The sequence below is a fragment of the Pedobacter sp. JCM 36344 genome (genome assembly GCF_046546555.1).
In the GTDB taxonomy this organism is placed as follows: Bacteria; Bacteroidota; Bacteroidia; order Sphingobacteriales; family Sphingobacteriaceae; genus Pedobacter.
Window position 1 is genome coordinate 192,380 of record NZ_JBKHKK010000002.1, and the last position, 24,517, is coordinate 216,896.

27 protein-coding genes are annotated in these 24,517 nt (G+C 39.1%); 10 read left to right on the top strand and 17 right to left on the bottom strand.

What is annotated here, in order from left to right; all coding sequences use genetic code 11:
- Positions 1–17: 17 nt before the first annotated feature.
- The 3 genes from ACHFIZ_RS02625 to htpG all read right to left on the bottom strand — a co-directional run bounded on the left by ACHFIZ_RS02625 (position 18) and on the right by htpG (position 3,429).
- Entirely contained in the window at positions 18–698 is a 681-nt protein-coding gene (locus ACHFIZ_RS02625) for a DUF4397 domain-containing protein (RefSeq protein ID WP_410882571.1), read from the bottom strand.
- Between the two features lie 120 nt (positions 699–818).
- Positions 819–1,382, bottom strand: coding sequence for an Lrp/AsnC family transcriptional regulator (locus tag ACHFIZ_RS02630; protein ID WP_410882573.1), 564 nt, complete (start codon positions 1,380–1,382; stop codon positions 819–821).
- 157 nt (positions 1,383–1,539) lie between these two features.
- Complete coding sequence (gene htpG, locus ACHFIZ_RS02635; protein ID WP_410882575.1) at positions 1,540–3,429, bottom strand: molecular chaperone HtpG; 1,890 nt, start codon at positions 3,427–3,429, stop codon at positions 1,540–1,542.
- A 145-nt stretch (positions 3,430–3,574) separates the two neighbouring features.
- Between htpG and ACHFIZ_RS02640 the strand changes: the two genes are divergently transcribed.
- Together ACHFIZ_RS02640 and def are read left to right on the top strand one after the other, a co-directional pair.
- Positions 3,575–4,804: a M16 family metallopeptidase gene (locus ACHFIZ_RS02640; RefSeq protein WP_410882577.1), complete on the top strand. Its 1,230-nt coding sequence runs from the start codon at positions 3,575–3,577 to the stop codon at positions 4,802–4,804.
- Between the two features lie 18 nt (positions 4,805–4,822).
- Positions 4,823–5,377 (top strand): peptide deformylase, encoded by a 555-nt coding sequence (gene def, locus ACHFIZ_RS02645; protein ID WP_410882579.1) that lies wholly within the window; start codon positions 4,823–4,825, stop codon positions 5,375–5,377.
- Here def and ACHFIZ_RS02650 read toward each other — a convergent pair.
- Genes ACHFIZ_RS02650 through ACHFIZ_RS02660 form a run of 3 tightly spaced genes read right to left on the bottom strand, consistent with a single transcriptional unit; the run spans position 5,374 to position 7,424 of the window.
- Positions 5,374–6,015 carry a hypothetical protein gene (locus tag ACHFIZ_RS02650; RefSeq protein ID WP_410882581.1) on the bottom strand — a complete coding sequence of 214 codons (642 nt, stop codon included), beginning with the start codon at positions 6,013–6,015 and terminating at the stop codon, positions 5,374–5,376. The two genes, def and ACHFIZ_RS02650, sit on opposite strands and share 4 nt — an antisense overlap.
- A gap of 54 nt (positions 6,016–6,069) precedes the next feature.
- On the bottom strand, positions 6,070–6,315 hold the full coding sequence (locus ACHFIZ_RS02655) for a NifU family protein (RefSeq protein WP_410882583.1): 246 nt from the start codon (positions 6,313–6,315) through the stop codon (positions 6,070–6,072).
- A 41-nt stretch (positions 6,316–6,356) separates the two neighbouring features.
- Positions 6,357–7,424 carry an Mrp/NBP35 family ATP-binding protein gene (locus tag ACHFIZ_RS02660; protein WP_410882585.1) on the bottom strand — a complete coding sequence of 356 codons (1,068 nt, stop codon included), beginning with the start codon at positions 7,422–7,424 and terminating at the stop codon, positions 6,357–6,359.
- 124 nt (positions 7,425–7,548) lie between these two features.
- Here ACHFIZ_RS02660 and ACHFIZ_RS02665 point away from each other — a divergent pair, with 124 nt between their 5' ends.
- The 3 genes from ACHFIZ_RS02665 (at position 7,549) to ACHFIZ_RS02675 (ending at position 10,973) form a co-directional block, all read left to right on the top strand.
- Positions 7,549–9,708, top strand: coding sequence for a transglycosylase domain-containing protein (locus ACHFIZ_RS02665; protein WP_410882587.1), 2,160 nt, complete (start codon positions 7,549–7,551; stop codon positions 9,706–9,708).
- A 1-nt stretch (position 9,709) separates the two neighbouring features.
- Positions 9,710–10,252 (top strand): hypoxanthine phosphoribosyltransferase, encoded by a 543-nt coding sequence (hpt, locus tag ACHFIZ_RS02670; RefSeq protein WP_410882589.1) that lies wholly within the window; start codon positions 9,710–9,712, stop codon positions 10,250–10,252.
- Positions 10,253–10,313: 61 nt separating this feature from the next.
- Positions 10,314–10,973, top strand: a complete 660-nt coding sequence (locus ACHFIZ_RS02675; RefSeq protein ID WP_410882591.1) for a phosphatidylserine decarboxylase family protein — start codon at positions 10,314–10,316, stop codon at positions 10,971–10,973.
- A gap of 191 nt (positions 10,974–11,164) precedes the next feature.
- On the opposite strand, the gene rplS is transcribed toward ACHFIZ_RS02675, so the two are convergent.
- The 4 genes from rplS to ACHFIZ_RS02695 form a co-directional block, all read right to left on the bottom strand.
- Positions 11,165–11,512 carry a 50S ribosomal protein L19 gene (rplS, locus tag ACHFIZ_RS02680; protein WP_410882593.1) on the bottom strand — a complete coding sequence of 116 codons (348 nt, stop codon included), beginning with the start codon at positions 11,510–11,512 and terminating at the stop codon, positions 11,165–11,167.
- A 120-nt stretch (positions 11,513–11,632) separates the two neighbouring features.
- Positions 11,633–12,310 carry a tRNA (guanosine(37)-N1)-methyltransferase TrmD gene (gene trmD / locus ACHFIZ_RS02685; protein WP_410882595.1) on the bottom strand — a complete coding sequence of 226 codons (678 nt, stop codon included), beginning with the start codon at positions 12,308–12,310 and terminating at the stop codon, positions 11,633–11,635.
- Between the two features lie 3 nt (positions 12,311–12,313).
- A complete protein-coding gene (rimM, locus tag ACHFIZ_RS02690; protein ID WP_410882597.1) occupies positions 12,314–12,841 on the bottom strand; it encodes a ribosome maturation factor RimM in 528 nt (175 codons plus the stop codon).
- 88 nt (positions 12,842–12,929) lie between these two features.
- A complete protein-coding gene (locus ACHFIZ_RS02695) occupies positions 12,930–13,508 on the bottom strand; it encodes a 30S ribosomal protein S16 (RefSeq protein ID WP_410882599.1) in 579 nt (192 codons plus the stop codon).
- 159 nt (positions 13,509–13,667) lie between these two features.
- On the opposite strand from ACHFIZ_RS02695, the gene ACHFIZ_RS02700 reads away from it, so the two are divergent.
- Entirely contained in the window at positions 13,668–14,186 is a 519-nt protein-coding gene (locus ACHFIZ_RS02700; RefSeq protein ID WP_410882601.1) for a 5' nucleotidase, NT5C type, read from the top strand.
- On the opposite strand, the gene pfkA is transcribed toward ACHFIZ_RS02700, so the two are convergent.
- Together pfkA and ACHFIZ_RS02710 are read right to left on the bottom strand one after the other, a co-directional pair.
- Complete coding sequence (gene pfkA, locus ACHFIZ_RS02705) at positions 14,181–15,164, bottom strand: 6-phosphofructokinase (protein ID WP_410882603.1); 984 nt, start codon at positions 15,162–15,164, stop codon at positions 14,181–14,183. The two genes, ACHFIZ_RS02700 and pfkA, sit on opposite strands and share 6 nt — an antisense overlap.
- An 85-nt stretch (positions 15,165–15,249) precedes the next feature.
- Entirely contained in the window at positions 15,250–16,026 is a 777-nt protein-coding gene (locus ACHFIZ_RS02710) for a biotin--[acetyl-CoA-carboxylase] ligase (protein WP_410882605.1), read from the bottom strand.
- A 41-nt stretch (positions 16,027–16,067) separates the two neighbouring features.
- Here ACHFIZ_RS02710 and rsfS point away from each other — a divergent pair, with 41 nt between their 5' ends.
- From rsfS to ACHFIZ_RS02730, 4 genes are all read left to right on the top strand, one after another.
- Positions 16,068–16,442, top strand: coding sequence for a ribosome silencing factor (gene rsfS / locus ACHFIZ_RS02715; RefSeq protein WP_410882607.1), 375 nt, complete (start codon positions 16,068–16,070; stop codon positions 16,440–16,442).
- Between the two features lie 24 nt (positions 16,443–16,466).
- Entirely contained in the window at positions 16,467–18,491 is a 2,025-nt protein-coding gene (gene ftsH / locus ACHFIZ_RS02720) for an ATP-dependent zinc metalloprotease FtsH (RefSeq protein WP_410882609.1), read from the top strand.
- 60 nt (positions 18,492–18,551) lie between these two features.
- Positions 18,552–19,196, top strand: a complete 645-nt coding sequence (locus ACHFIZ_RS02725) for a LutC/YkgG family protein (protein ID WP_410882611.1) — start codon at positions 18,552–18,554, stop codon at positions 19,194–19,196.
- A 64-nt stretch (positions 19,197–19,260) separates the two neighbouring features.
- Entirely contained in the window at positions 19,261–20,343 is a 1,083-nt protein-coding gene (locus ACHFIZ_RS02730; RefSeq protein WP_410882613.1) for a 3-oxoacyl-ACP synthase III family protein, read from the top strand.
- Here the strand turns inward: ACHFIZ_RS02730 and ACHFIZ_RS02735 are convergent.
- From ACHFIZ_RS02735 to ACHFIZ_RS02755, 5 genes are all read right to left on the bottom strand, one after another.
- Positions 20,340–21,833 (bottom strand): tetratricopeptide repeat protein, encoded by a 1,494-nt coding sequence (locus ACHFIZ_RS02735; RefSeq protein ID WP_410882615.1) that lies wholly within the window; start codon positions 21,831–21,833, stop codon positions 20,340–20,342. The two genes, ACHFIZ_RS02730 and ACHFIZ_RS02735, sit on opposite strands and share 4 nt — an antisense overlap.
- A 95-nt stretch (positions 21,834–21,928) precedes the next feature.
- Positions 21,929–22,672 (bottom strand): zinc ribbon domain-containing protein, encoded by a 744-nt coding sequence (locus ACHFIZ_RS02740; protein WP_410882617.1) that lies wholly within the window; start codon positions 22,670–22,672, stop codon positions 21,929–21,931.
- A complete protein-coding gene (locus tag ACHFIZ_RS02745) occupies positions 22,672–23,769 on the bottom strand; it encodes a Nif3-like dinuclear metal center hexameric protein (RefSeq protein WP_410882619.1) in 1,098 nt (365 codons plus the stop codon). The genes ACHFIZ_RS02740 and ACHFIZ_RS02745 overlap by 1 nt, the downstream gene beginning before the upstream one ends.
- A gap of 28 nt (positions 23,770–23,797) precedes the next feature.
- Positions 23,798–24,157: a TM2 domain-containing protein gene (locus ACHFIZ_RS02750; RefSeq protein ID WP_410882621.1), complete on the bottom strand. Its 360-nt coding sequence runs from the start codon at positions 24,155–24,157 to the stop codon at positions 23,798–23,800.
- Between the two features lie 11 nt (positions 24,158–24,168).
- Positions 24,169–24,480, bottom strand: a complete 312-nt coding sequence (locus ACHFIZ_RS02755) for a DUF2752 domain-containing protein (RefSeq protein WP_410882623.1) — start codon at positions 24,478–24,480, stop codon at positions 24,169–24,171.
- Positions 24,481–24,517: the final 37 nt, after the last annotated feature.

The window sequence follows — 24,517 nt, forward strand, 5'->3', positions numbered from 1 at the left end:
TGCGGTATTAGGAGTTTTTATTTATGCTGGAAAATAGCTACCCCTAGTTTTTTGCTGTCTGTAGCAGATTTTAATCCCTTTACCCAAATGGTATAAATACCTCCAGCATCGACTTTAACATCAGCAATGCTGGTTTCTAAGGCTCCTGTTTCTTTATTTTTTACGTTGAATGTGACTTTTTCCGCAGCATCTATTTCTGCAAAGGTACTGTACTCCTTAAATAATTTGTTAGTCACCAGGTCGGCCTCTTTACCGGTTATTGAAAGATTTAGCGCAGGTGCGTCTGGACTTAAGTTCACAAAACGAACTTTTGCTTTGCCATTTGCAGGTTTAGCCAAGTCATCTTCTAGAAACAAAAATTTGACTGTTTCCAATTGGTCTACGATAAATAGTGTGTAGCCGATGTAATCTTTTAGCGTAAGTTGCTCTGCCAATAAAGTAGTCTGGCTTCCTTTTTTTTTGACTGCTAATCTCCTGTTTCCAGGGAATAAGTTCAGGTAATCAACTTTTTTAGCATATGCAAGATCAGAAACAGCTCTTGTACTGTCCACGTAAACGTCAAGATTTTCTGTAGTCGGTGAAGCCTGAACGATGCTTAAGCCAGCTACTGGTTGTTGAGGTTGTATTTCTTGATCTTTCATGCAAGATCCTAAAAGTGTGGTGATGGCAAGTGCCGCAATAAGGGATTTAATTTTCATTTCATTTCTCTTTAGTAAACGATTTCTCTATTCAATAAAACAATAGGTTAATGGCCATTAACACTTTTGATACCTTATACGAGAATACATAAAGAAACGCTACAAGCGGGCATTAAATTTTTACAGTTGACAGGAAGATATGGTCTCCACATTCAAGAATTGACTAAAAGAAGCTATTAAAACAATTACTTTATTCAAGTCTTTTTTTATTCTTGAAGAGAAATTACTTATCTTATTTACTCTAGTTTCACTTAACACAACTGCATTTGATATTGAATATATATCAAAATAATCACACAATTCAGCTGTTATAATTCGATTGCTTTCGTTGAGACTTGGGGACTCTACTGTCACAATAAAATCGTAACCGTCAGCAGCTACCTGTTGACAATTTATTATTTGGATTGATTCCTTAGATTTATCCATAAAAAGTTTAAGATTGTTTCCCGCATTGCTGATAAGTTTAATATGGTAATACATTAGCACAACTTTGTTGAACTTCGCACTATCCAGGGTTGCGTGGTAACCCATAATAAATCCAAGATCTTCTAATCTTTTTACGTGACTTCTGGCAGCTTCTTCGGATAGAAATATTTCTTTACCCAAAACTTTCATTGTCATTTTTGCATTGCCCAATAAGAGCTTACAAATAGCAATATCTGTTGGGTCTAAAATGTTAGTCATGGAGAGCGTTATAAATGGTTATCGTTGTTTTTGCAATGTAGTCCGTTTAAAGTTAACATTACGTATTTATTAATTTTATAAAATTTCAAACAACAAAAAAGAGAGAGGTGTAGCTCCTCTCTCTTTGATTATATGCTAAATTGTAACTGGATCGCGTTTATATCAACTCAACACTTCTGCTGACAAATGCGGTTAGTTCAGCACCCGTAAGCATCCCTTGAGCCAATAATGCTAAGTCAATAGCTTGTTTAGCTAGTAGACCTTTCGTCTCATCGCTATCCGAAGCAAGGATCTTACTAATAAGTTTATGGTTACCATTGATCGCTACTTTATAACTATCTGGCATACTTCCGTAGAATCCCATTCCGCCACCCATCGCAGCCATGTCTTTCATTCTCCTCATGAACTCGTCCATGGTCACAGTCACCGGGAGCTCTTCTGGGTTTAACCCAACTATTTCCACTGTGTATCCAGGTTTTGTAATAGCTTTCTCAAATACTTCTTTCACTGATTTAGCCTGGTCCTCTGTCAATACGGACTCTACATGATCGTCTTTATCAATCAGCTTACTTGCAACACTAGAATCTACACGCTTAAGCGATGTCTTTTCCAGTTTCTGCTCTAAGTGTTGGACGAAGTGATTATCGATTGGCGAATTCATTAATAAGACATCATATCCTATTTTATTGGCAGACTGAATGAAGCTATCCTGCTTAGCCGGGTCATTTGAATAGATATAAACTACTTGTCCGTTTTTATCCGTTTGAAAGTCCTTCACTTTGTCATGGTACTCATTTAAAGTGAAGAGTTCTTCCTTCGTATTAGTTAGCAATGCGAAATCTTTCGCTTTATCATTGAACTTGTCTTCACTAACCATTCCGTATTTTACGAAAAGACCAATGTCGCTCCATTTTTCTTCGAAGCCCTTACGGTCTTTACTGAATAGTTCCTGCAATTTATCAGCTACTTTTTTGGTGATGTAACTGTTTATTTTTTTTACATTGCTATCTGCCTGTAGGAAACTTCTTGAGACATTTAAAGGAATATCCGGTGAATCAATCACACCGTGTAGCAGCATTAGGAATTCAGGAACAATATCTTTTACTTCATCTGTGATGAATACCTGACGTGAGAATAACTTGATTTTGTTGCGTTGCATATCGAAGTCATTCTTCACTTTAGGGAAATACAAGACACCTGTAAGATTGAATGGATAATCAACGTTAAGATGGATCCAGAACAAAGGATCTTCTGAGAAAGGATAAAGTTGCTTGTAGAAAGAAAGGTAATCTTCATCTGACAATTCTGCAGGTGCTTTTGTCCAGATAGGGTTTGTCGTATTGATGATATTGTCAACTTCGACGCTTTTAGTTTTAGGTTTTCCTTCTTCATCGTCGCCATCTGCCTCCTGCTCTGTTTTTGTACCGAACTTAATGGGAACTGGTAAGAACTTGCCATATTTATCAAGAATTCCTTCTAATTTATTTTTATCAAGGAACTCGTCTGAATCAGCGTTTACATGCAGAATGATCTGTGTACCACGGATGGTTCTGTTACCTGCTGAAATCTCAAATTCAGTACTTCCGTCACATACCCAACGGGCAGCTTCTGCACCTTCCTGGTAAGATAACGTTTGGATTTCGACTAAGTCTGCAACCATAAATGCGGAGTAAAAGCCAAGACCAAACTTACCAATGATCTCATTGGCGTCTTTTGCATCCTTAAATTTCTCAACAAATTCACTAGCTCCGGAGAATGCAACCTGATTGATATATTTTTTTATTTCTTCAGCAGTCATCCCTAAACCATTGTCGGTGATAGTGATTGTTTTGGCTTCTTTATCAAGTGAAACCTCCACTAGTGGATTTCCCAGCTCGCCATTATACTGGCCAAGCGCAGCTAGCCTTTTAATTTTTTGTACCGCGTCTACGGCATTTGAAACAAGCTCTCTTAAAAAGATCTCATTATCTGAATACAGGAATTTCTTAATGATTGGAAAAATATTCTCTGTATGGATGGATATACTTCCTTTTTCTTCTATGCTCATATTATTAACTGATTTTTAAGTACATAATCAGCTTAGCAATGGTTATTCCAAACCAATGATATTGTCAAATTGACAGGATTAAACATCGGGTACGTTGATGAATACGGCGCTGAAATAAAACATTTCTGCGTACATTTGTGTGCCGATGGAATACAATGTTCATACTTTACCAAATGGGATTCGACTGCTACACGTCCCTTCTGCCTCGACAATTTCTCATTCATGCATTATTATAAACAGTGGATCAAGGGATGAAAAAGAAGATCAATCAGGGCTAGCACATTTTATTGAACACCTCATATTTAAACAGACCTCCAAAAGAAATACTAGTCAAATTCTTAATCGTCTGGAAAGTGTTGGTGCAGATCTGAATGCTTATACTACTAAAGAGTATACCTGCATTCATGCTAGCTTTTTAAATCCATATATGGATAGGACGTTGGAACTATTCAATGATATTGTTTTTCACTCTACTTTCCCCGAGGAAGAAATTGAGAAGGAGAAAGGCGTAGTTTTAGATGAGATTGCCTCTTATCAAGATCAACCCGAAGAAGCTATTTATGATGATTTTGAGGATCTTATTTTTGCAAATCATCCGATGGGCAGAAATATTCTTGGGTCTGCAGAATCGGTTACCGCTTTACAAAGAGCGGATATTTTAAAGTTTATTGCAGAGAACTATCATACGGATAAAATCGTTGTTGCCGTGATTGGAAATTATTCATTTTCGAAAATTATAAGAGTCGGCAGCAAGCATTATGCTGATATTCCGGAAAATCTGTATATAAAACGACGCCTGACTCCTGCTAAGCCAGCAATTTTTAAGCATTCGCAAGTAAAACCTATTGCGCAAGCACACACCGTTCTAGGTTGTCATGCATATTCTCTTCACGAAAGTTACAAGACGGGGCTACTACTGCTTAATAACCATTTTGGTGGCACCGGCATGAGCTCAGTTTTGAACCTTCAGATAAGAGAAAAATATGGAATTGCTTATACCATTGAATCCGGGTATAGTCCCCTGACAGATACGGGAATCTTTACACTGTATTTCGGAACAGACATCGAGAAAGTAGATAAGGCGCTGAGTCTGATTAATAAAGAATTCAAGAGGCTTAGAGATAAACCATTGACCGAGACGCAGCTTCAGAAGGCAAAAAACAAGTTTATTGGTCAAATTGCCTTGGGAGAAGAAAATAGGATTGGCCTAATTATTTCCATGGCGAAGAGCCTGTTGGAATACGATCGCATCGATGATTTGGAGACGGTGTTTAAAAAAATCCAGTCGGTTTCCACTACCGATGCAGCCACCATTAGTTCGGAAATTCTTGACGAGCGCAATTTGAGCTCCTTAACTTTTTATCCTTTTGTGTAATATTTATACCTTTGTACTATGAAGTTACCCATTGTAGCATATGGAGATCCAGTACTAAAAAAAGTATGCGGTCCAATAGACGAAGCTTACCCAGATTTACAGCAGTTGATCATCAACATGTTTGATACGATGAACAACGCTAGCGGAGTGGGTTTAGCTGCACCTCAAGTTGGACTGCCTATCCGTCTTTTCATTGTTGATACTGGAAGTGACGATAAGGCTCGCTACAAGAAAGTTTTCATCAATGCTGAAATTCTCGAAGAAACAGGAGAACTGTGGGCTTTCAATGAAGGTTGTTTAAGCATTCCTGATGTGAGAGAAGATGTGATGCGCAAGCCAAATGTAACGATCAGATATTACGACGAGAAATGGGAACTGCAGGAGGAAACCGTTTCGGGTATGCCAGCACGCGTGATACAGCATGAATACGATCACATACAAGGAACGCTATTTACCGACAAGTTAGGCTTATTACGTAAACGAATGCTTCAAAGCAAATTGGACAACATTTCTAAGGGGAACATTAGTACTGATTATAAGATGCGTTTTCCTAACCAACGCAAGAAACGTTAGTTAGAAGAGCTTCTACTCTTATCGCCTTTACTAATAGATTCCAATAATTTACCCCATGCAAAAGGGTTAAGCAGCGGATTGGTTTGCACCATATTTTTATTCAGGGAATTCCAATGATTGAGTCTAAAATTGGTACTCTGAACCTCACCTCCGTCTCGTGGCAGCGTCATCATCAACGCAGAAATGCTTTCTCTGGACAGATTTTTAATGGCAATCAGGTAATCGTCATCAGCGATCTTCATCGTCATAAAGTCTCTGGTGAAGTCTTCTACGGTTGCCCATGGATATACCCTCACCGTTGGAAGGTTCACAATCTCAGATTTAAGCTTTACTAATGCAGTATATTTAGTGTCTGTAATATCAGCTGGGATTGGAAGCAACAAGTCCCGATAACCTACTGCTGTATATAGAATGGTATCCCCAGGATGTGCTATAAATGAGAAGAAGCCTTTATAATTCGCAGCATATCTCTGGTCTTTATTACTAAGGTTGGTAACGGTTACGTAAGGAACTACAGAATTACTATCAACATCGGTAATTATACCGGAAAATTGAATAAGTTTCTTTTCAGGAGTGATTCGCTGTGCGAAGACAGAAGAAAAGAAAAGAAGCAATATGATGGTTAATGGGTACTTCATATACAAACTTACCTGTATTAAACAGCACTACTAGTTAAATTGTGTTAAATTGCCTTAAACAGGTTCCGCCAGGTTGATGGCCACAACAGAAGTAATTTGTGGGACCGATTTCATTATGGCCTGCTCAATACCTGCTTTCATGGTCATAAAACTCATTTTGCAGGAACCGCAATTACCCAATAATTTCAATTTAACTACATTATCCTCCGTGATTTCCTCTATAGCAACATCGCCACCATCTGCAATTAGATATGGACGTATGCTTTCGAGTGCCTGCTCTACTTGTTCTGTTAAATTCATTGGTTAAATTTTGAAGTATAAAAATAGTAAATTTTTATGAATTAGGAGATTGCGTTATTAATTGCTATTTGCTGAGCAACCCTTCCTGCTATTTGTGAAAAGGTTTTGCTTATGATATTTGAAGTATCTAGCGCTATTGGAGAGCCGCTGTCTCCCGCGTCGGCTATGCCTTGAACGATGGGGATCTCTCCCAAAAAGGGAACATCAAAAGATGTTGCCAGCCGTTTGCCTCCGTCTTTACCAAACAAATAGTACTTGTTTTCCGGCAGTTCTTCCGGTGTAAAATAAGCCATATTTTCTATCACCCCCAAGACAGGGATATTTATGCCTGGCATCTTAAACATGGCTAAACCTTTTCTCGTATCGGCTAGTGCTACTTGTTGGGGTGTGGTAACTATTACTGCCCCTGCAATTGGGAAACTTTGCGTAATGGTAATGTGTATGTCACCAGTACCCGGAGGAAGGTCAACTATTAGGTAATCGAGCTCTCCCCAATCTGCATCATTAAATAATTGCTTTACGGCATTCGATGCCATTGGTCCACGCCATGGTACGGGTTGATCAGGATCGGCAAAAAAACCTAGAGATAGTAATTTGATACCGTATTTTTCAATTGGAAGAATTAATGTTTTTCCATCTTTAGTTTCTCTTGCCGAAGGCTTTGCTCCCACCAGATCAAACATTGTTGGAACTGAGGGGCCATAAATATCGGCATCGATTAAGCCGACCTTCGCCCCCTCTGCAGCTAAAGTAACCGCTAAATTACTGGCAACAGTTGATTTACCAACTCCACCCTTTCCAGATGAGATCAGTATAATATTCCTAATATCCTTCAGTTGGGTGGTATCCATTGGCTTAGTAACTCGAGAGGTCACATTGATTTGCACCTCAGCGTCCTTGCTTACAAAATGCTTAACCGCATTGTTGCAGGCGTTCTTTAACATGTCTTTCATGGGACACGCGGGTGTGGTGAGCTCTAGCGTAAAACTCACGCCATTACCTTCGATCTTCAGGTCCTTAATCATATTTAAGGTCACCAGATCCTTTTTGAGATCAGGGTCTTCCACATTTCTAAGGGCTGACAGCACTTGTTCGGGACTAATTATCATTGCAGCAAATTTAGTTAAATTACGGGCGATATAACTTTTATATGCCCCATTTTATTGTAATTTTAACGCGAATTAAACTTTTAGTTTGTATTAAACGTTTAGCATTAAACACCTAATTAACAGCATGCAGCTTCCAAAAATTAACATCTCTAAAAAGCGATTGAGGATCGGTGCCTTGGTTTTAGGGACTCTAACAATACTCCTCATTATCATTGGCAGTGTTGCCTACAGCAAGCGGGAAGCCTTACTGCAAAAGATGATCGCTAAAGCGATTTTAAAAGCGAATAAGGATTACGACCTTGATGTTAAAATTGGTAAGACTGGATTCAATGGCCTAAGCACGGTACATATGACCAATATTTCAGTGGTTCCGAAAGAGCGAGATACGTTAACTATTATAAGCGACATGACCATTGGGGTCAAATTGTGGCCGTTGATTTTTGGAGACGTTAAGCTTTCGGAGATGAATCTCAAAGATGGAAAGATAAACCTGGTTTTTAAAGACTCGTTAAGTAACGTTGACTTCATCTTAAAACGAAAAAAGAAGGATAGTACAGAAAAAAAATCTAAACTAGCCCTTTCAGACATTGCAAATAATTTACTCAATCAAATCCTGTACAAAGTTCCTGACAACATGGAGATTAAAAATCTTCTGCTGACTGTGAACGATAATGACACCGCGAAACTCTCGTTTATGACTAGCACTGCTACCATCGTTAGCGGTGTGTTAAAGTCAACAATTCTCGTTAATAAGACAGAAGCAACATGGCATGTAAATGGGGAGGTTAAAGCGGGAAGCAAGAATTTCGACGTAATGATATTTGCGGATAATAAGAAAGTTGAATTACCATATCTGAACAATAAATTACACGCTAAAATAAGTTTTGACACCATCAGAACCATTCTCAAAGGGGCTGATTACAAGGGTGACGATTATAGAATAGAGGGCTCATGGTCAGTTCGTAATTTGCTAATCAATCATGCCAAAATTGCGGCTAACGACATTGTTGTTCCCCAGGCTCGTATCGACGCAGACTTGCTTGTAGGATCAAACTATGTAGCGCTGGATAGCACCTCAACTGTATATTTGAAAAAAGCGAAGATACATCCCTATCTCAAATACACTTTAAACCCTAACAAGATTTATGAGGTTAAGCTAAAAGCACCCGAACAGGATGCTCAAGAAATTTTAAATGCCTTTCCTCAGGGATTGTTTGAATCGTTGGAAGGTTTAAAAGTGAGTGGAAAAATAAAGTATGCCCTGAATTTCTATCTGGATAGTTCTGAGCCGGACAGCGTGAAGTTTGATTCAGGTTTGACTTCAAGTAACTTCAAGATACTTAAATGGGGTAAGATTAACCTTCAAAAGATCAACGATCCCTTCGTGTATACACCTTATGAATATGGTAAACCCATGAGAGATATCATGATTGGCCCTTCAAATCCAAACTATACTCCACTTTCACAGGTATCCAGTAATTTCAAAAATGCCATCTTGACTTCGGAAGACCCTTCCTTTTTTTCTCACAAGGGATTTGTACAGGAATCTATCCGCAAATCTTTTGCCGTGAATTTTAAGGAAAAGAAATTTGTTAGAGGGGGAAGTACGATTTCGATGCAGCTGGTGAAAAATGTATTTTTAAGCAGGAAGAAAACCCTTGCCCGTAAAGCAGAGGAGATATTAATTGTTTGGTTGATTGAAAACAATCGGCTGGTAAGTAAAAATCGCATGTTGGAAGTGTATTTTAATATTATTGAAATGGGACAGAATGTGTATGGCATCGGCGAAGCAACACATCATTATTTTGGTAAATCTCCATCAGAATTGAATATTGGCGAAGGAATTTTTCTTGCGAATATTGTTCCGAGGCCCAAGATTGCCCTCTTCAAATTTAGAAGTGATGGTGGTTTAAAGGACTATATGTTTAACTACTTTCAATATATAGGGAATATCATGGCAAGACGAGGTTTAACGCCTTCAGATACTAGTGGCTATGGCTTTTATAATGTACGCCTACGGGACGGTTTGAGACAATATTTACTTCCAGACACAACTGTAATAGATACCAACGCATTTGACGATGACGATCCTTTACCAGTCATTGAAACGCAGGACGAATCAAAGACATTGTTCGATCGCTTGTTCGGTGGGAAAAAAGATACTGTGGCCAAGCCGGCCACAACAGTTGATACGCTTAAATCAAACAAACAACTTCGCCAGGAGAAAAGGGAGGAGCGACGCAGGGAAAAAGAGCTGGAAAAACAAAAGAACGAAAACGGTTAGCATGAATAGCATACAAATAGCTGATAAAGGATTTGAGATATTCCTTGAAAATGACAACATCTGCAAGCGAATCCGATTGATAGGAATCCAGTTAAATCTCGACTATGAAAATCGATGTCCGTATTTTTTAGGTGTTCTCAATGGAAGCTTTATATTCATGGCAGATCTGCTGAAAGAAGTAACAGTTTCTTGTGAGGTAGGTTTTATAAAAATTAGTAGCTACGAGGGGACAGAGAGTAGTGGAAAAATTCAGCAGGCATTCGGACTTCCTGACAACCTTAATGAGCGCGATGTAATTGTAGTTGAGGACATTGTTGACACAGGTTTTACTCTGGGCTATATCATTTCGGAGATTAAGAAACAGGCTCCTTCGTCAATCAAAGTTTGCTCATTACTCCTAAAGCCTAAAGCACTTAAATCTCCGATTGATGAGCTGGAGTACGTTGGTTTTGAGATTGAAAATGACTTTGTTGTAGGTTACGGTTTGGATTATGACGGCCTTGGGCGAAACCTCAAAGATATATATAAGGCGAAATCTGTTTAGGGTAATCCCAGTTAATCCAATATTTTTTCTCAATTTTACAACGTTCATATAACTCATTGAAATGACCATACATAAAGAAGGCTATACCACGATTGCCATTTCACTACTTTTTATTTTTATAGTCAATGCAATTATAGATTATAGGTTTGCTGATATCGTATGGTTGAGATGGTCAATCTATATATTTTCTGTTGCCCTATTCTTAATTGTCTTACAATTTTTTAGAAATCCTGGGCGGTCATTCATGTCGGGAAATGACCTCGTGATCTGCCCTGCGGACGGGAAAGTTGTCGTGATTGAGGAAACTGAAGAAAGAGAATATTTCAAAGACAAAAGATTACAAGTATCAATTTTCATGTCTCCTGTTAATGTTCACATTAACAGAAATCCAATTTCTGGCGTCGTTAAATTCTTTAAGTATCATCCTGGAAAGTATCTGGCTGCATGGAATCCTAAATCTTCCACAGAGAACGAAAGGACTACTGTAGTTGTAGAACACGAAAACGGAATTCCAATCTTATTTAGACAGATTGCAGGTGCATTGGCAAGAAGAATTGTCTGGTATGTAAAAGAGGGGGATGCTGTGGAGCAGACAAAGGAGTTTGGCTTCATTAAATTCGGCTCGCGTGTTGACATCTTTTTACCTTTAGGCACCAAAGTTAATCTTGAACTAAACCAAGTTGTAAAGGGTGGTATTACGGTTTTAGCGGAATTAGCTTAACAGTAAAGTCAGACGCATTTCTTTGGATAACATTATGATTTATAATACCCGATCACGCAATGGGCTTGCACGGGGCTTCTGTAGATAACAAGAGGAGTGAATAGTTGATGAGGAAGTTTTTGTAAAATATTCAGAAACAAAAAAACCTCCCCATTGAAATTGGGAAGGTTAATATGCTTATCGCTAAAAGACTAAACTCTTTTAGATTTGATACGTGCTGCTTTACCAGTAAGCTCACGTAGATAGAATAATTTTGATCTACGAACTTTACCGTGACTATTTACTTCTATTTTAGCGATGTTTGGAGAGTTAATCGGAAAAATACGTTCAACACCAACACTATTAGACATTTTACGAACAGTAAACGTCTCGTTTGCGCCCACACTATTGCGTTGCAATACTACACCTTGGTAAATTTGAATACGTTCCTTATTACCTTCGCGAATTTTATAGTGAACACTCACTGTATCTCCTGATTTGAATGCAGGAAACTCATTTTTTGCGATTACCTGCTCTTCAACAAATTTTACTAAATCCATGATTTTAAGCTATTAAGCCGACTTTTTGTTGTTTAAAATCGGACTGCAATATTAAGAATTTTATTTTATAAATAAAAGCTAATTTTATTTTTTTCCACAATCTTTATCGTTTCCGGATCTTTAGTCTTCCAAAAGATCCGGCCGCCTTGACTGGGTGCGAATTAACGCTTGCTCATGTCTCCAATCATTAATTCTGGATTCATGTCCACTCAAGAGCACATCTGGAACTTTATGACCATTCCAGTCTGATGGTCTTGTGTAAACTGGCGCATCTAAAAGCTCCCCCTGAAAGCTATCGGATAGAGCGGAGGTCTCGTCATTAAGGACGCCGGGAATAAGCCTTGTTATCGCGTCTACAAGAACCGCTGCGGGAAGTTCTCCGCCGGACAACACATAATCTCCAATTGAAATCTCTCTTGTAACAAATAAATCCCTGATTCTTTGATCGATTCCTTTGTAGTGCCCGCACAAAATCATTAAATTACCTTTTCCAGAAAGTTCATTCGCGATGGTTTGATTTAATGTAACTCCATCGGGGCTCATAAAAATGACCTCATCATAGTACCGCTCGGATTTCAGGTTTTCAATGCATTTGGCAAAAGGTGCGATAGACATGACCATTCCGCTACCACCCCCGTAAGGATAATCATCTACGCTCTTTTGTTTATTGTCTGAATAATCCCTAAGATTATGAACAAAAATTTCTGCTATGCCCTTTTTTTGTGCCCTTTGCAATATCGAGTGAGCGAAAGGACTATCCAGCAGAGCTGGCAAAACAGATATGATATCAAAACGCATAGCTCAAGAATTTATGTATAACTCCAACAACCCTTCAGGTAGATCAACTAGAATAGTTTCTTCCTCTTCGTCAATCTCGATAATCATATCATCATTTAATGGAAAGAGTATCTCCTTATTCTGATACAAAACTGTCGCTACAAATTGCTGTGGATATTCATTTACTTCGATGATCTCCCCAAGTTCTCCATGAAATTCGTCTGAAACGATGAAACCTTTTAGGTCATTGTAATGAAAGTCATCCTCAGAACGATCCGGCATTTTAGTCAATGGCAAATAAATCTTTTTCTTTACTAGCGGCTGAGCCTTATCGATATGGTCAACATCATCAAAATAAAAATTACCAGTACTGTTGGTGTGGAGCTTATAGGAGGACACGAAAAATGGCACCATCTTATTACTGATCTCGGCAAATATTACGTCTAGCTTAAGCAGCCCAGGCTCATCGTACTCAAAGTACAATTGCACCTCTCCTTTTAGTCCTTTAGTTTTGGTAATATAACCGATATAAAACGCCTCTTCTAAATTCAATTTCTTCGACTGTTTAGTGGTATAAAAAAAATAGCGAAAAGTCATTCTGATGAAAGACCCTTCGCTATTATTCAGAATAATAAGAATTTTATGCCTTTTCTTCTTCTGTTCCTTCTGTAGTCTCTGAAACAGGAACTTCTTCGGTTGCCTCAGCTACGGGAGCTTCTTCTTCAACTTCAGGAGTTTCTTCTATAACTTCTTCTTCTACTGGTGCATTCTTAATTGCAAGAGCAGCAGCACGATCAGCATTTTTCTTAGCTTCAGCAGCTAAGGCAGCTTTTCTAACTTCATCTTTCGATTTAGTTAAATCGTCCTTTTTACCCTCAATTTTGCCATCTTTTGCACCTAACCATTCTGCAAATTTAGTATCTGCTTGCTCAGTAGTTAACGCACCTTTTTTAACACCACCTTCTAGATGTTTTTTGTATAAAACACCTTTGTACGAAAGGATAGCACGACAAGTATCCGTAGGCTCAGCACCTTTGTTTACCCAGTCTAAAGTTTTGTCGAAGTTTAATTCAATAGTAGCAGGATTGGTATTTGGATTATATGAGCCTAAACGCTCAATAAATTTACCATCTCTTGGCGAGCGGGAATCCGCTACCACAACGTGGAAAAAAGGCTTACCTTTTTTACCGAATCTTTGTAATCTGATTTTAGTTGCCATTCTTTTATAAAGTTATGTATTCAACATAGTTCCCGGAGCTTCATGCTTGCGGGGATGCAAAAGTAATTAAAATACTATCGATTAGCAAGATGCAATAATATTAAATTCATATAACATAAGTTTGGAGCCAATTAGAGATATTTGATGCAAACGAATATTATGAGAATTGCCATAGATATGGACGAAGTCCTAGCCGATCCCATCCACAAATTCATACAACTATTTAACAGGGACTATAATGTTCCAAGTGATCTTTTTCAGGAACCTGGAAAAGAATTTTTTCATCATATCCCTGAAGAGATTAACAGTAAATGGTTTGAATATATCAATCAAAAAGGCTTCTTTAGAGACTTACCACTAATTGAGGGCGCCGTCGAGGCAGTTAAAAAGCTACAGGAAAACAATGAAGTCTATATCGTGTCTGCAGCAATGGAATTCAGGAATTCCCTAGAAGACAAACTGGATTGGCTAGGAGAACACTTTCCCTTTATTGGCTGGAGGAACATCATATTTTGTGGTGATAAAATCGTAAACGTTGACGTCATGATTGATGACCGCGCAAAGAATTTCGTCGACTTTAGTGGCAGAAAACTATTGTTTACCTCACCGCACAACCTTTTGTTAAATGATTATGAGCGGGTAAATAATTGGGAGGAAGTTTTAGCCAAGTTATTATAAAGACAGGATTTCCACTAACTTCAACCATGCAGCACTAATTTCTTTTGCATCGATATGCTTGACAGCGTGATCAAATGGTGTAAATATAATTTCTTTATTTTTTAGTCCAACCATTTCTCCAGATTGTCCGTTAAGCAAGCCTTCAACCGCTGCAACACCCAAACGGCTGGCCAATACCCTATCCATACAACTTGGTTTTCCGCCACGCTGAATGTGTCCAAGAACGGAAACCCGGATATCGTAAGCTGGAAACTTCTTTTTTAGAACTTCTCCAACGTTGAAAGCCCCTCCAATTTCGTCGCCCTCGGCCACAATAATAATTTTTGAAGCCTTATCTTTTCGCCCACTTTCCAGACGAGTAACCAAACCGTCTACGCCCATATTAGCTTCTGGAATCATGATCGCCTCAGCGCCGACACCTATACCACTTCGCAAAGCAATTAGCCCAGAATCGCGACCCATTACCTCCACAATAAATAACCTGTCATGAGATTCTGCGGTATCCCTGATTTTATCAACAGCGTTAATTACGGTGTTTATAGCAGTATCATATCCTATTGTAAAGTCCGTGCCTTCAAGATCGTTATCTATCGTACCTGGTAAGCCAACTATTGGAAATTTGTATTCTGTCGAAAAGATGTCTGCACCTGTGAAGGTGCCATCACCCCCAATAACCACTAAAGCATCTATGTTTTTTTGTTTCAACTGTTCGTGTGCTTTTTCGCGACCTTCTTTGGTACGGAAAGCGTCACTTCTGGCGGTCTTTAATATAGTGCCTCCACGTTGAATGATGTTTGCTACAGATTTGCGATCCATTTCGATAAAATCACCATTAATCAACCCTTCGTATCCCCTCAACACCCCAGTAACTTCCAGATTATAATAGATTGCTGCACGGACAACCGCTCTGATCGCTGCGTTCATTCCTGGAGCATCACCTCCTGAAGTTAAAACACCAATATTTTTGATTTTGCTCATTACATTCGTTCTCTTAACTTAAATTGTCGTGTCATCAGACTAGCAAAGCTATTTTAAGTTGTGGCGGTGAAATTACTTATAATTTTTAATTGTTATCCAAAAATTCTATCTCTTTGAACCCATAGCTACATTGCTGACCTCCATGATCCACAAGTAATTTTCCTTCTTCAGACACTCCGACGATGTAGCCTTCGAAAATCTTATTGTCACTTTTAAAGTTACTAGCCTTGCCAAACTGATATAGATTTTCGAGATAGTCCTTAAGTTGATCTTTCGATTTTCCTGCCCTTAATTTCAAATACTGAACTTCGATGGAGTGACATATCTTCTCTAATAATTCTAATAAATCAACATCTGCATGTAAAATTCTTCCTATCGAAGAAGCTACCTTTACCAAGGATCTATTAAATTCGCGTTGGTTGACGTTAACTCCTATGCCAATAATACTGCTCCTCAAGTTGCCTGAGGAAATGGTGTTTTCGATCAAAACCCCGCCTATTTTGTAATTATGAAAGTAGATGTCATTCGGCCATTTAATCTTTATCCCTTCGCTCACATAGTGTTTCAATGCATTAACAAGTCCGACACTAACGGCGGTATTAAGCTGAAACTGGTGTACAATTGAGAGAAAAGAGGGACGTAAATAAATGCTAAATGTGAGATTCAAACCTGCCTGTGAAATCCAGGTGTTACCTTGTTGTCCTCGCCCGGCAAATTGGTCATCTGCCAAAATAACAGTTCCCTCTGCTAATGGCTCGGATTTTGACAGCATCAGCTTTAAATAGTTATTAGTGGAATCAACAGCTGATAATTGAATAAGATTTTGAGCGATAAATAATGTGGAAAAAGTCTTATTTTGCAAGTGTTGATTGTATATTTGTTTATCAAAATTAAAACAATTTAATGGTAAAAAAGAAAATAGGAAATCTTTCTACATACCTCTCAGAAATAGCCGTTCAAGGCATCCAAGAAAAAAAAGGAAATGACATTGTTCGATTAGATTTAAGAGAACTAACTAGTTCCGTTTCAGACTACTTCATCATATGCAGTGCAAATTCATCCACGCAAGTTAAGGCAATAGCCGATAGCGTAGAAGAAGAAATCTATAAGAATACACAAACTGACCCATGGTGCAAAGAAGGACACGAAACTGCGGATTGGATTATTCTGGATTATTTTGACATTGTTGTGCACATATTTAAAACCGAAAAACGCGAGTTTTACGGAATAGAAGATTTATGGGGAGATGCCCAAACAACTTCTTATAAAAGCGCTTAATCACTTACATTTTTTGATCTAACAATGAGAGAGAACCAAGATACAAAACCAAAACTGATAAAGAAGCTCCCAAATATTCCTAAGAAGCCTCAAAAAGGCCCAAAATTTAATATCTTTTGGGTTTACGCGGCCATCATTTTGGGAATTATTTTATTACAATTCCTGTTTAACACTGATGCTAGCAAGTCTGTCCCATATAGAACTTTCGAAACTGAGATGCTTCTTCCAGGTGATGTAGACAAACTGGTAGCATATAAACATGAGGACCTAGTTAAAGTCGATGTCTATATAAAAAAAGACAGATTAAAAGAGTCAAAATACAAACAGTATGAGAACAAAAATAGTATAGGGGGTGGCACTGGGCCAACGGTATCTTTTAACGTGGGCTCCATGGATGCCTTAGATACCCAGCTTAAAGAATCACAAAAAAGCACACCTCCTGAACGGCAGATTTTAGCTGAGAAGGACACCAGACAGAGCTCTTTTAACTCTTGGTTCTTTACAGTAATCATTCCTGTACTTTTATTTATAGGCTTTTGGATTTTTATTATGCGCCGCATGGGTGGAGGCGCAGGTGGTGGCGGTGGACAGATTTTCAATATCGGTAAATCGAAGGCTACTTTGTTTGATAAAGAAAGTCAGGTAAATGCGACATTTAACGATGTTGCAGGTCTTGAAGAAGCAAAACAAGAGGTTATGGAAATCGTCGATTTCCTTAAAAATCCAAAGAAATATACTGATCTGGGGGGTAAAATACCCAAAGGGGCATTACTTGTTGGTTCTCCTGGTACAGGCAAGACCTTATTGGCTAAAGCGGTCGCCGGTGAAGCTCAGGTTCCTTTTTTCTCGTTATCAGGATCTGATTTTGTGGAGATGTTTGTAGGTGTGGGCGCTTCACGTGTGCGTGACTTGTTTAAACAGGCTAAAGATAAATCTCCATGTATTATTTTCATTGACGAGATCGATGCAATCGGTCGTGCAAGAGGCAAGAATAGCATGATGGGCGGGAATGATGAGCGCGAAAACACACTAAATCAGCTACTAGTTGAGATGGATGGTTTCGGGACAAATACACATGTAATCATTCTTGCGGCAACCAACAGGGCTGATGTATTAGACAAAGCTTTATTGAGAGCCGGAAGATTTGATAGACAGATCTACGTTGACCTACCTGACGTTATCGAGCGTAAACAAATATTTGAAGTGCACATCAAGCCGCTTAAAACAGACGGAAACTTAGATACTGAATTCCTTGCCAAGCAGACTCCAGGATTCTCTGGAGCTGACATAGCTAATATGTGCAACGAAGCTGCACTGATTGCCGCCCGTAAAAACAAACAGGCTGTGGATAAACAGGATTTCTTAGACGCTGTTGACAGAATTGTTGGCGGTATGGAAAAGAAAAATAAGATCGTCACTCCAAAAGAAAAGCAAGCGATTGCAGTTCATGAGGCGGGTCATGCTACCGTAAGTTGGTTATTAGAGCACGCCGCCCCGTTAATCAAAGTTACTATTGTGCCAAGGGGTCAGAGTTTAGGTGCGGCATGGTACCTTCCTGAAGAACGCCTGATTGTACGTCCACATCAGATGCTTGATGAGATGTGCGCAACTATGGGAGGTAGGGCTGCAGAAAAGGTAATGTTCGACATGATTTCTACAGGCGCATTAAGTGATCTGGAAAAAGTTACAAAACAGGCAAGAGCTATGGTTACCATCTACGGCTTAAACGAAAAAGTTGGTAACGTTACCTATTATGATTCTTCTGGTCAGAATGAGTATAGCTTTGGTAAGCCATATTCTGAGGAGACAGCTATTACCATTGACAGTGAGATCTCCGCATTAATTGAAAGTCAGTACCAACGCGCAATTAAGCTGTTAACCGAGAATAAAGATAAACTTATCAAACTGGCAGATATCCTAATTGAAAAAGAAGTATTGTTCAAAGACGATCTGGAAGAGATATTCGGTAAGCGAGTTTTTGAGGGGCTAATCCCCGGAACAGAATTGGAAGATGGAATAACTGGGCAAATATCTCCAGAAGAGGCTTAATAATTATATAACTTTACTTCAGCGGCCAGTTCTAATCGAGCTGGCCGTAATTTATATAGTATGCAAGAGAACATCTCCCCAAAAGAGTTAATGTTAAAAAAGATTAGGAGGGCGCTACTTGAAAAGAGAGACAGCCCTTACCCTAATTTAGAGGACACTCCCCTATATCGAGAGAATACAGAATATCCTGAAGTTCTATTTGCCGAACAATTAACTGCAGTTTCTGGAAACTTTATTTATTGCGAGAATGGGATTGAGTTTATTGAGAACATCCTCGAGCTAGCAGAGCGTTTCAACTGGAGAAAGATCTATTGCTGGGAGCCCGAACTGCAGGAACTTTTATCTACCTATGAGTTCCCTTTTTACAAAACAGATAAAGATTTCCATCTCGCAGAGGTGGGAATAACGATGTGCGAGGCATTGATTGCAAGAAATGGCTCAATAATGGTCTCCAATCAAAATGCCGCAGGTAGGCGGCTAAGTATATTCCCTCACCACCACATTGTAATAGCAAGAACCGGACAAATGGTGATGGACCTAAAGGATGCCTTCGCGCTGGTGAAAAATAAATATGGTAGTAATATTCCTTCGATGATTAGCACCATTACAGGCCCTAGTCGTACTGCCGACATTGAAAAAACATTGGTTCTCGGAGCTCATGGTCCTAAAGAACTATTTGTATTTCTGGTTGAAGATTTCTCTTAAATTTCCAATTCTAAATTTATTAGCTTAATTTTATACCGTATACCAAAACAGTCTGCGGTTCAAAATGAGCAATAAAACAAATCTATACTCGGTTATTACTGGAACGGGTAGCTTTATTCCCGAAAATATTATATCAGGCGATTCATTTCTTAACTCTGTCTTTTACGACAATGGAGCTTTGATTGATAAAGACATCACGGAGATTATCAAAAAATTTTCTGAGATCACTGAAATCAATGAACGTAGGTATGTAAACGATGATGTCGTGAACAGCGACATCGCGGCCATAGCGGCTCAAAATGCAATAATTGACGCGGGGATAGATAAAGAAGAGCTTGACCATATTATACTTTGTCACAATTTCGGAGACATTGAAAAGGGAACAAATCGAACTACGATGATTCCTGCGCTAGCCGCTAAAGTAAAGGCACTTTTAGGTATCCAAAATCCTGATTGCGTTGCTTATGATATTATTTTCGGCTGTCCGGGATGGGTTCAAGGAACTATTCAGGCTGATTATTTGCTAAAAAGTGGAGATGCCAAAAAGGTAATGGTTATAGGTTCCGAAACGTTATCTAGAATCGTAGACCCACATGATAGAGATACAATGATATTTTCTGATGGTGCCGCAGCAGTTATTTTCGAAGCTAAGGAATCTCTCGAGCCTGTTGGCATAATTGCGCATAAATCACAAACATTTGCCGCTACTTATGGCTCGCTATTGACTATGGGTAAGAGTTATAATCCAAATGAGTTATCCGGCAACTCCTATCTTAAAATGAATGGGCGCAAATTATATGAGTTCGCGGTGATTAATGTCCCGCAGGTAGTCAAGAAGGCGATTGACAAATCGGGGGTCGACATTAAGGATATTAAAACGGTATTCATTCACCAAGCTAATGGAAAGATGGATCATGCCATCATGAAACGCTTATTTAAGCTGTACGATCTTGAAACTGTTCCTGAAAATTTAGTCCCAATGACTATATCCTGGCTGGGAAACAGTTCAGTCGCCACTATTCCAACTTTGATTGACTTGGTCTTAAAAAACAAAGTAGAGGGTTACGAAATCGTAAAAGGAGACTATGCATTATTCGCCTCTGTGGGAGCAGGAATGCATATAAACGCCGTAGTCTATCGTTTTTAATTTCCCTCTATCCTTTTCAGTCCTGCTTTAGCCTGGGTCTCTATGCTACTTTCATAATCGTGATTTTTCATCTGAATAGCTAGATTGAAAAAGGAGTTTGCTTTTAACCAGCTTTTTTTACGCTCAAGAATTTTTCCAACTTGTAGCGCAGCATTTGCAGCGTAGTAATATCTTAAGCTTCTTCCTGAGTTAATCGCTCGCTGATATTTGACTATCGCTTCATCATCTTTTCCAACTTCACCCAAGATACGACCCAATCTATAGTAATATTCGGTACGGTCTCTACCAACTGCAAAATCAGCTTCATTTAAACCTGAGAACACATCAAGAGCTCTGGAAAAATATCCCCCGTCATACAACAATCTAGCCTTTAATAGCGTCTTTTGTGGCGCAGCGTCATTGGCCTCATTCAGGGCTTGCTTGTCCTTTTCCTGATAAGTATATCCGCTGGACTTTACTTTGCTCACAAAAGCCATATAAGCTGCGTTGTCGCCTTTTAATAGCGCAACCCAAGACAAGTGAAGGTTAGCGTCTTTTACATAGCTCACCCCCTTGTTTAACTGCAGAAACCTGGAGAAGTCGGTGGATGATGAATAATCCAGTTTGTTTAGCTTAGCCGCGCCAAGTAAATAATCCAAATAGGGAAAAGGTTGATATACTAGTCCCGTAGGACGGGTCATTAGTATATTTATCGCTTCATCATTATGTGAGGATTTGGCAGCCACCAATGCTCTAAGATATGCTTTCAGTAAGCTAGCATCACTAATCTGCGCAGTATATTTCATTGTTTTAGCATAAGCCGCAGGACTGTGTGCGATATCGTTAAGAACAAAAGAATAGTAAAACACAACCTCTTCGAAAAACGCCTCATATTGAGATTGAGGAAGTGTTTCGGCAAGCCGGTCAAGCATGGCAATCCCTTGAGAAAGATCCCCCTTAATCCCAAAAGTAGCCAGTGTACTCTTCAACATTCCATCAGGTAAGTTCCCTAGAAATGCATTAATTAATCCTATTCCCTTCGTGTTCAATATAAATGCAGGAAACATTTTTTGATTATCCAACAATTGCCCATGTGCTTTCTTGATTTCACGCGCAGCAGTGAAATATTCACCGTACCGTCCACGAATAAGCGCCCATTGTAGGTTGACTTCTGCCTGGGCATAGAGATAGTACGGAGAGGTCGAATCCTGATCCTCTAGCTGATCCAATCGGTCAGACTTTCTTTGCTTTAGTCTATCGAACTCAACCTTGCTATCAGTAGTTAGCAAATAAAAATAATCTACATAGTTCTCTAAAAGAGGGATGATGCCATTGTCGGGATTAAGCTTCTTTTCTGCTGCAATTAGCTGCCTGGCGGTATTGAGTTTTAAGGAGAAAATGGCATTATAAGCCTTTAAACAATTGGCATTGAAGTCAAATTTTGCAGAAACGCCCATCGGGACTATTAGCAATAAAAGCATCACTCTAAACGCTAAATAAAAAGGCCTCATAGTGTTCATTGATTTTGAATTCTAAATATCCCTAGGGAAATAATGGGCAAAAAAAAAGGCCGGAACATCCGACCCTTCTAAATAATATAAGAAACCTATACAGGTGCCACTTCTAATGTTAAAGCCTCGTCAACGAGTATTCTTCCACAATGTTCGCAAACGATAATCTTTTTTCGTTGACGGATATCCAGCTGACGCTGGGGTGGAATTTGATTGAAGCAACCTGAACATGAATCACGGTCAATAGTTACAACAGCCAGACCATTGTTCGCATTTCCTCTCAACTTAGTGTAGGCTGTTAAAAGTCTCTCTTCGATTTGAGTTTCTGCTTTTTCTGCTTTCTTAGACAATCCTTGCTCTTCCTTTTCAGTTTCAGCAGTGATTGTTTCAAGCTCGCCTTTCTTTATGTCAAGGTCTTTTTTCCTTGACTCCATATCCGCAACAGCCTTTTCGTAAACCTCTGTTTTAGTAGCGATATCAAAGCCAAACTCTCTAATCTTTTTCTCAGAAACCTGGATATCCAAAGTCTGGATTTCCACTTCCTTAGTCAAAGCATCATATTCACGGTTGTTCTTTACGTCCTTTAGTTGTGTTTCGTATTTTTTGATCAGGTTTTGTGATTCCTTGATCATGTTTTTACGTGTTACAATGGCGTCTTCGGAATCATCCAATTCAGCTTTAAATTTTTGTATACGTGTATCCAACCCGGCAACCTCATCTTCAAGGTCAGCAACTTCCATTGGCAGCTCACCACGAATTTGGCGAATCTTATCAATTTTAGTGTGCAGGTTTTGTAATTCGTATAAAGCCTTTAGCTTCTGCTCTACAGTTTGTTCCATTAAATCAAGTAATTTACGGGGTTTGTATTGTGCTCCGTTAAACGGATTGCAAAGTTAGGAAATTTTTCTTGAATAATATCTATCAACAAATTAGATGTAAATTGTTCAGTTTCAAAGTGCCCAATATCTGCAATCACCAGTTTGTTGTCTGCATCAAAGAACTCGTGGTACTTGAAATCTGAAGTAACAAAAGCATCCGCTCCCGAAGCAATCGCCTGCTGCAATAAGAAGCTACCAGAGCCTCCACAAACAGCAACCTTTTTTATCTTTTTTGGCAATAGATTAGTGTGCCTAACAACCTTAGCGTCCATCCGGTCTTTAACAAGGTTCAAAAAGGCCAAGCCGTCTAACCCTTCTTCCAGCCAGCCCACCATTCCAGCACCAACGTTATCTAATGAATTCTCTAAGGCATAAATATCATAGGCCACTTCCTCATAGGGGTGATTTTCTAACAATGCTAGAATAACCTTCCGCTGCTGCTGGGTAAGAAAAACAACTTCGATCCTAACTTCATCCTCCTGATGTAAAACACCCTGCGCTCCAACAAAGGGATCTGTGTCTTCTCCTGCCTTAAATGTTCCTGCACCATCTACAGAGAAACTACAATCGCTATAATTACCGATATTACCTGCTCCTGCAGCAAACAAAGCTTCCCGCACCCTAGGGGCGAAATCCACCGGACAAAAAGTAACCAGTTTCTTCAATAAGCCGCCTTTTGGACTTAATATTTTCACGTTTGCTAATCCAAGCCGCTCACAGATTACACCATTCACACCATGCTTCACATGATCCAGGTTGGTATGTATCGCATAAAGCGCAATGTTATTTTTAATCGCTTTAAGCACTACACGCTCCACGTAAGTTTTACCAGTAATCTTTTTCAGACCCTTGAAAACAATAGGGTGATGCGTGATGATCAGGTTACAATTATTCTCTATCGCTTCGTCAACAATAGCCTCTGTACAATCTAACGCGACCAATGCGGCGACCAATTCCTGTTCCGGCTGACCAATCAGCAAACCAGAATTGTCATAGTCTTCCTGGTAATTTGGCGGAGCAAACTCTTCCAGAAACTTTATCAAAACCGATAATCTCATATCGTAAAGTTACAATATCGTTTTATATCTATTGAAGATTAGTCATTTTGACCATTTGCAAACTCTCCAAAACCATGCGTTGGTTGTATTCGAATGCCAGATTCTTATGATTAACCAGGTCAATTATAGTTCCGATAAAGCATAAGCCAATAGTAAAAAAGTATAAAATCCCCATTCCAATTTGATTAACCAAGAACCTTGGCAACCCAGGAACAAAGAACCCAAGAATGCAATATAAAACCATGTCATCTGGATTTCTCCGTTTGCTGCCGTAGATCATTAAAAATCCCCTCAGCTGTTGTTCACTAAATCCTGTGGTTGCACTTTGCAAGTACGAATATTCTTGGGGCGAGATGCCCGGTAGCGACATAAATGGTGAATCAAACATATCCTTTTCTCCTATATTATTTTATAATATTTATAACTTCTTAATTGCATCCTTAATAATGTCCACACCCTGCAGAAAATGATAAGCAAAGCCGGAATACCAAACCAATGGTGCGCTAAACTCGCCTCAATGTTGCCGTGTAAAAGCTGCGTAATCGACCTTCCAATTCCACACCCCGGACACCATTCCATTCCCAAATTTGCCAACGGACAAAGTGTGAAGTGATGAACATGCCCATGGATTTCCGGTTCTGTAATAGCTAAACCAATTAACGCAGCTACCCAAAACAAGAACTCTACTGGTATGGAAGTGAACCATTTCATGTAATCCTTTTGTTTTTAGATATAATATTGCCTCGAT

What these genes read in the sequence shown, in the direction of transcription:
- ftsH (WP_410882609.1), top strand. Translation starts at nt 16,467, where the DNA reads ATGAGAGAGAACCAAGATACAAAACCAAAACTGATAAAGAAGCTCCCA.
- trmD (WP_410882595.1), bottom strand. Translation starts at nt 12,310, where the DNA reads ATGCGTTTTGATATCATATCTGTTTTGCCAGCTCTGCTGGATAGTCCT.
- ACHFIZ_RS02630 (WP_410882573.1), bottom strand. Translation starts at nt 1,382, where the DNA reads ATGACTAACATTTTAGACCCAACAGATATTGCTATTTGTAAGCTCTTA.
- ACHFIZ_RS02735 (WP_410882615.1), bottom strand. Translation starts at nt 21,833, where the DNA reads ATGAGGCCTTTTTATTTAGCGTTTAGAGTGATGCTTTTATTGCTAATA.
- def (WP_410882579.1), top strand. Translation starts at nt 4,823, where the DNA reads ATGAAGTTACCCATTGTAGCATATGGAGATCCAGTACTAAAAAAAGTA.
- ACHFIZ_RS02725 (WP_410882611.1), top strand. Translation starts at nt 18,552, where the DNA reads ATGCAAGAGAACATCTCCCCAAAAGAGTTAATGTTAAAAAAGATTAGG.
- ACHFIZ_RS02655 (WP_410882583.1), bottom strand. Translation starts at nt 6,315, where the DNA reads ATGAATTTAACAGAACAAGTAGAGCAGGCACTCGAAAGCATACGTCCA.
- rplS (WP_410882593.1), bottom strand. Translation starts at nt 11,512, where the DNA reads ATGGATTTAGTAAAATTTGTTGAAGAGCAGGTAATCGCAAAAAATGAG.
- ACHFIZ_RS02750 (WP_410882621.1), bottom strand. Translation starts at nt 24,157, where the DNA reads ATGTTTGATTCACCATTTATGTCGCTACCGGGCATCTCGCCCCAAGAA.
- ACHFIZ_RS02675 (WP_410882591.1), top strand. Translation starts at nt 10,314, where the DNA reads ATGACCATACATAAAGAAGGCTATACCACGATTGCCATTTCACTACTT.
- rsfS (WP_410882607.1), top strand. Translation starts at nt 16,068, where the DNA reads ATGGTAAAAAAGAAAATAGGAAATCTTTCTACATACCTCTCAGAAATA.
- ACHFIZ_RS02695 (WP_410882599.1), bottom strand. Translation starts at nt 13,508, where the DNA reads ATGGCAACTAAAATCAGATTACAAAGATTCGGTAAAAAAGGTAAGCCT.
- ACHFIZ_RS02650 (WP_410882581.1), bottom strand. Translation starts at nt 6,015, where the DNA reads ATGAAGTACCCATTAACCATCATATTGCTTCTTTTCTTTTCTTCTGTC.
- htpG (WP_410882575.1), bottom strand. Translation starts at nt 3,429, where the DNA reads ATGAGCATAGAAGAAAAAGGAAGTATATCCATCCATACAGAGAATATT.
- ACHFIZ_RS02730 (WP_410882613.1), top strand. Translation starts at nt 19,261, where the DNA reads ATGAGCAATAAAACAAATCTATACTCGGTTATTACTGGAACGGGTAGC.
- ACHFIZ_RS02755 (WP_410882623.1), bottom strand. Translation starts at nt 24,480, where the DNA reads ATGAAATGGTTCACTTCCATACCAGTAGAGTTCTTGTTTTGGGTAGCT.
- ACHFIZ_RS02745 (WP_410882619.1), bottom strand. Translation starts at nt 23,769, where the DNA reads ATGAGATTATCGGTTTTGATAAAGTTTCTGGAAGAGTTTGCTCCGCCA.
- ACHFIZ_RS02625 (WP_410882571.1), bottom strand. Translation starts at nt 698, where the DNA reads ATGAAAATTAAATCCCTTATTGCGGCACTTGCCATCACCACACTTTTA.
- hpt (WP_410882589.1), top strand. Translation starts at nt 9,710, where the DNA reads ATGAATAGCATACAAATAGCTGATAAAGGATTTGAGATATTCCTTGAA.
- ACHFIZ_RS02700 (WP_410882601.1), top strand. Translation starts at nt 13,668, where the DNA reads ATGAGAATTGCCATAGATATGGACGAAGTCCTAGCCGATCCCATCCAC.
- ACHFIZ_RS02740 (WP_410882617.1), bottom strand. Translation starts at nt 22,672, where the DNA reads ATGGAACAAACTGTAGAGCAGAAGCTAAAGGCTTTATACGAATTACAA.
- ACHFIZ_RS02660 (WP_410882585.1), bottom strand. Translation starts at nt 7,424, where the DNA reads ATGATAATTAGTCCCGAACAAGTGCTGTCAGCCCTTAGAAATGTGGAA.
- ACHFIZ_RS02665 (WP_410882587.1), top strand. Translation starts at nt 7,549, where the DNA reads ATGCAGCTTCCAAAAATTAACATCTCTAAAAAGCGATTGAGGATCGGT.
- ACHFIZ_RS02640 (WP_410882577.1), top strand. Translation starts at nt 3,575, where the DNA reads ATGGAATACAATGTTCATACTTTACCAAATGGGATTCGACTGCTACAC.
- pfkA (WP_410882603.1), bottom strand. Translation starts at nt 15,164, where the DNA reads ATGAGCAAAATCAAAAATATTGGTGTTTTAACTTCAGGAGGTGATGCT.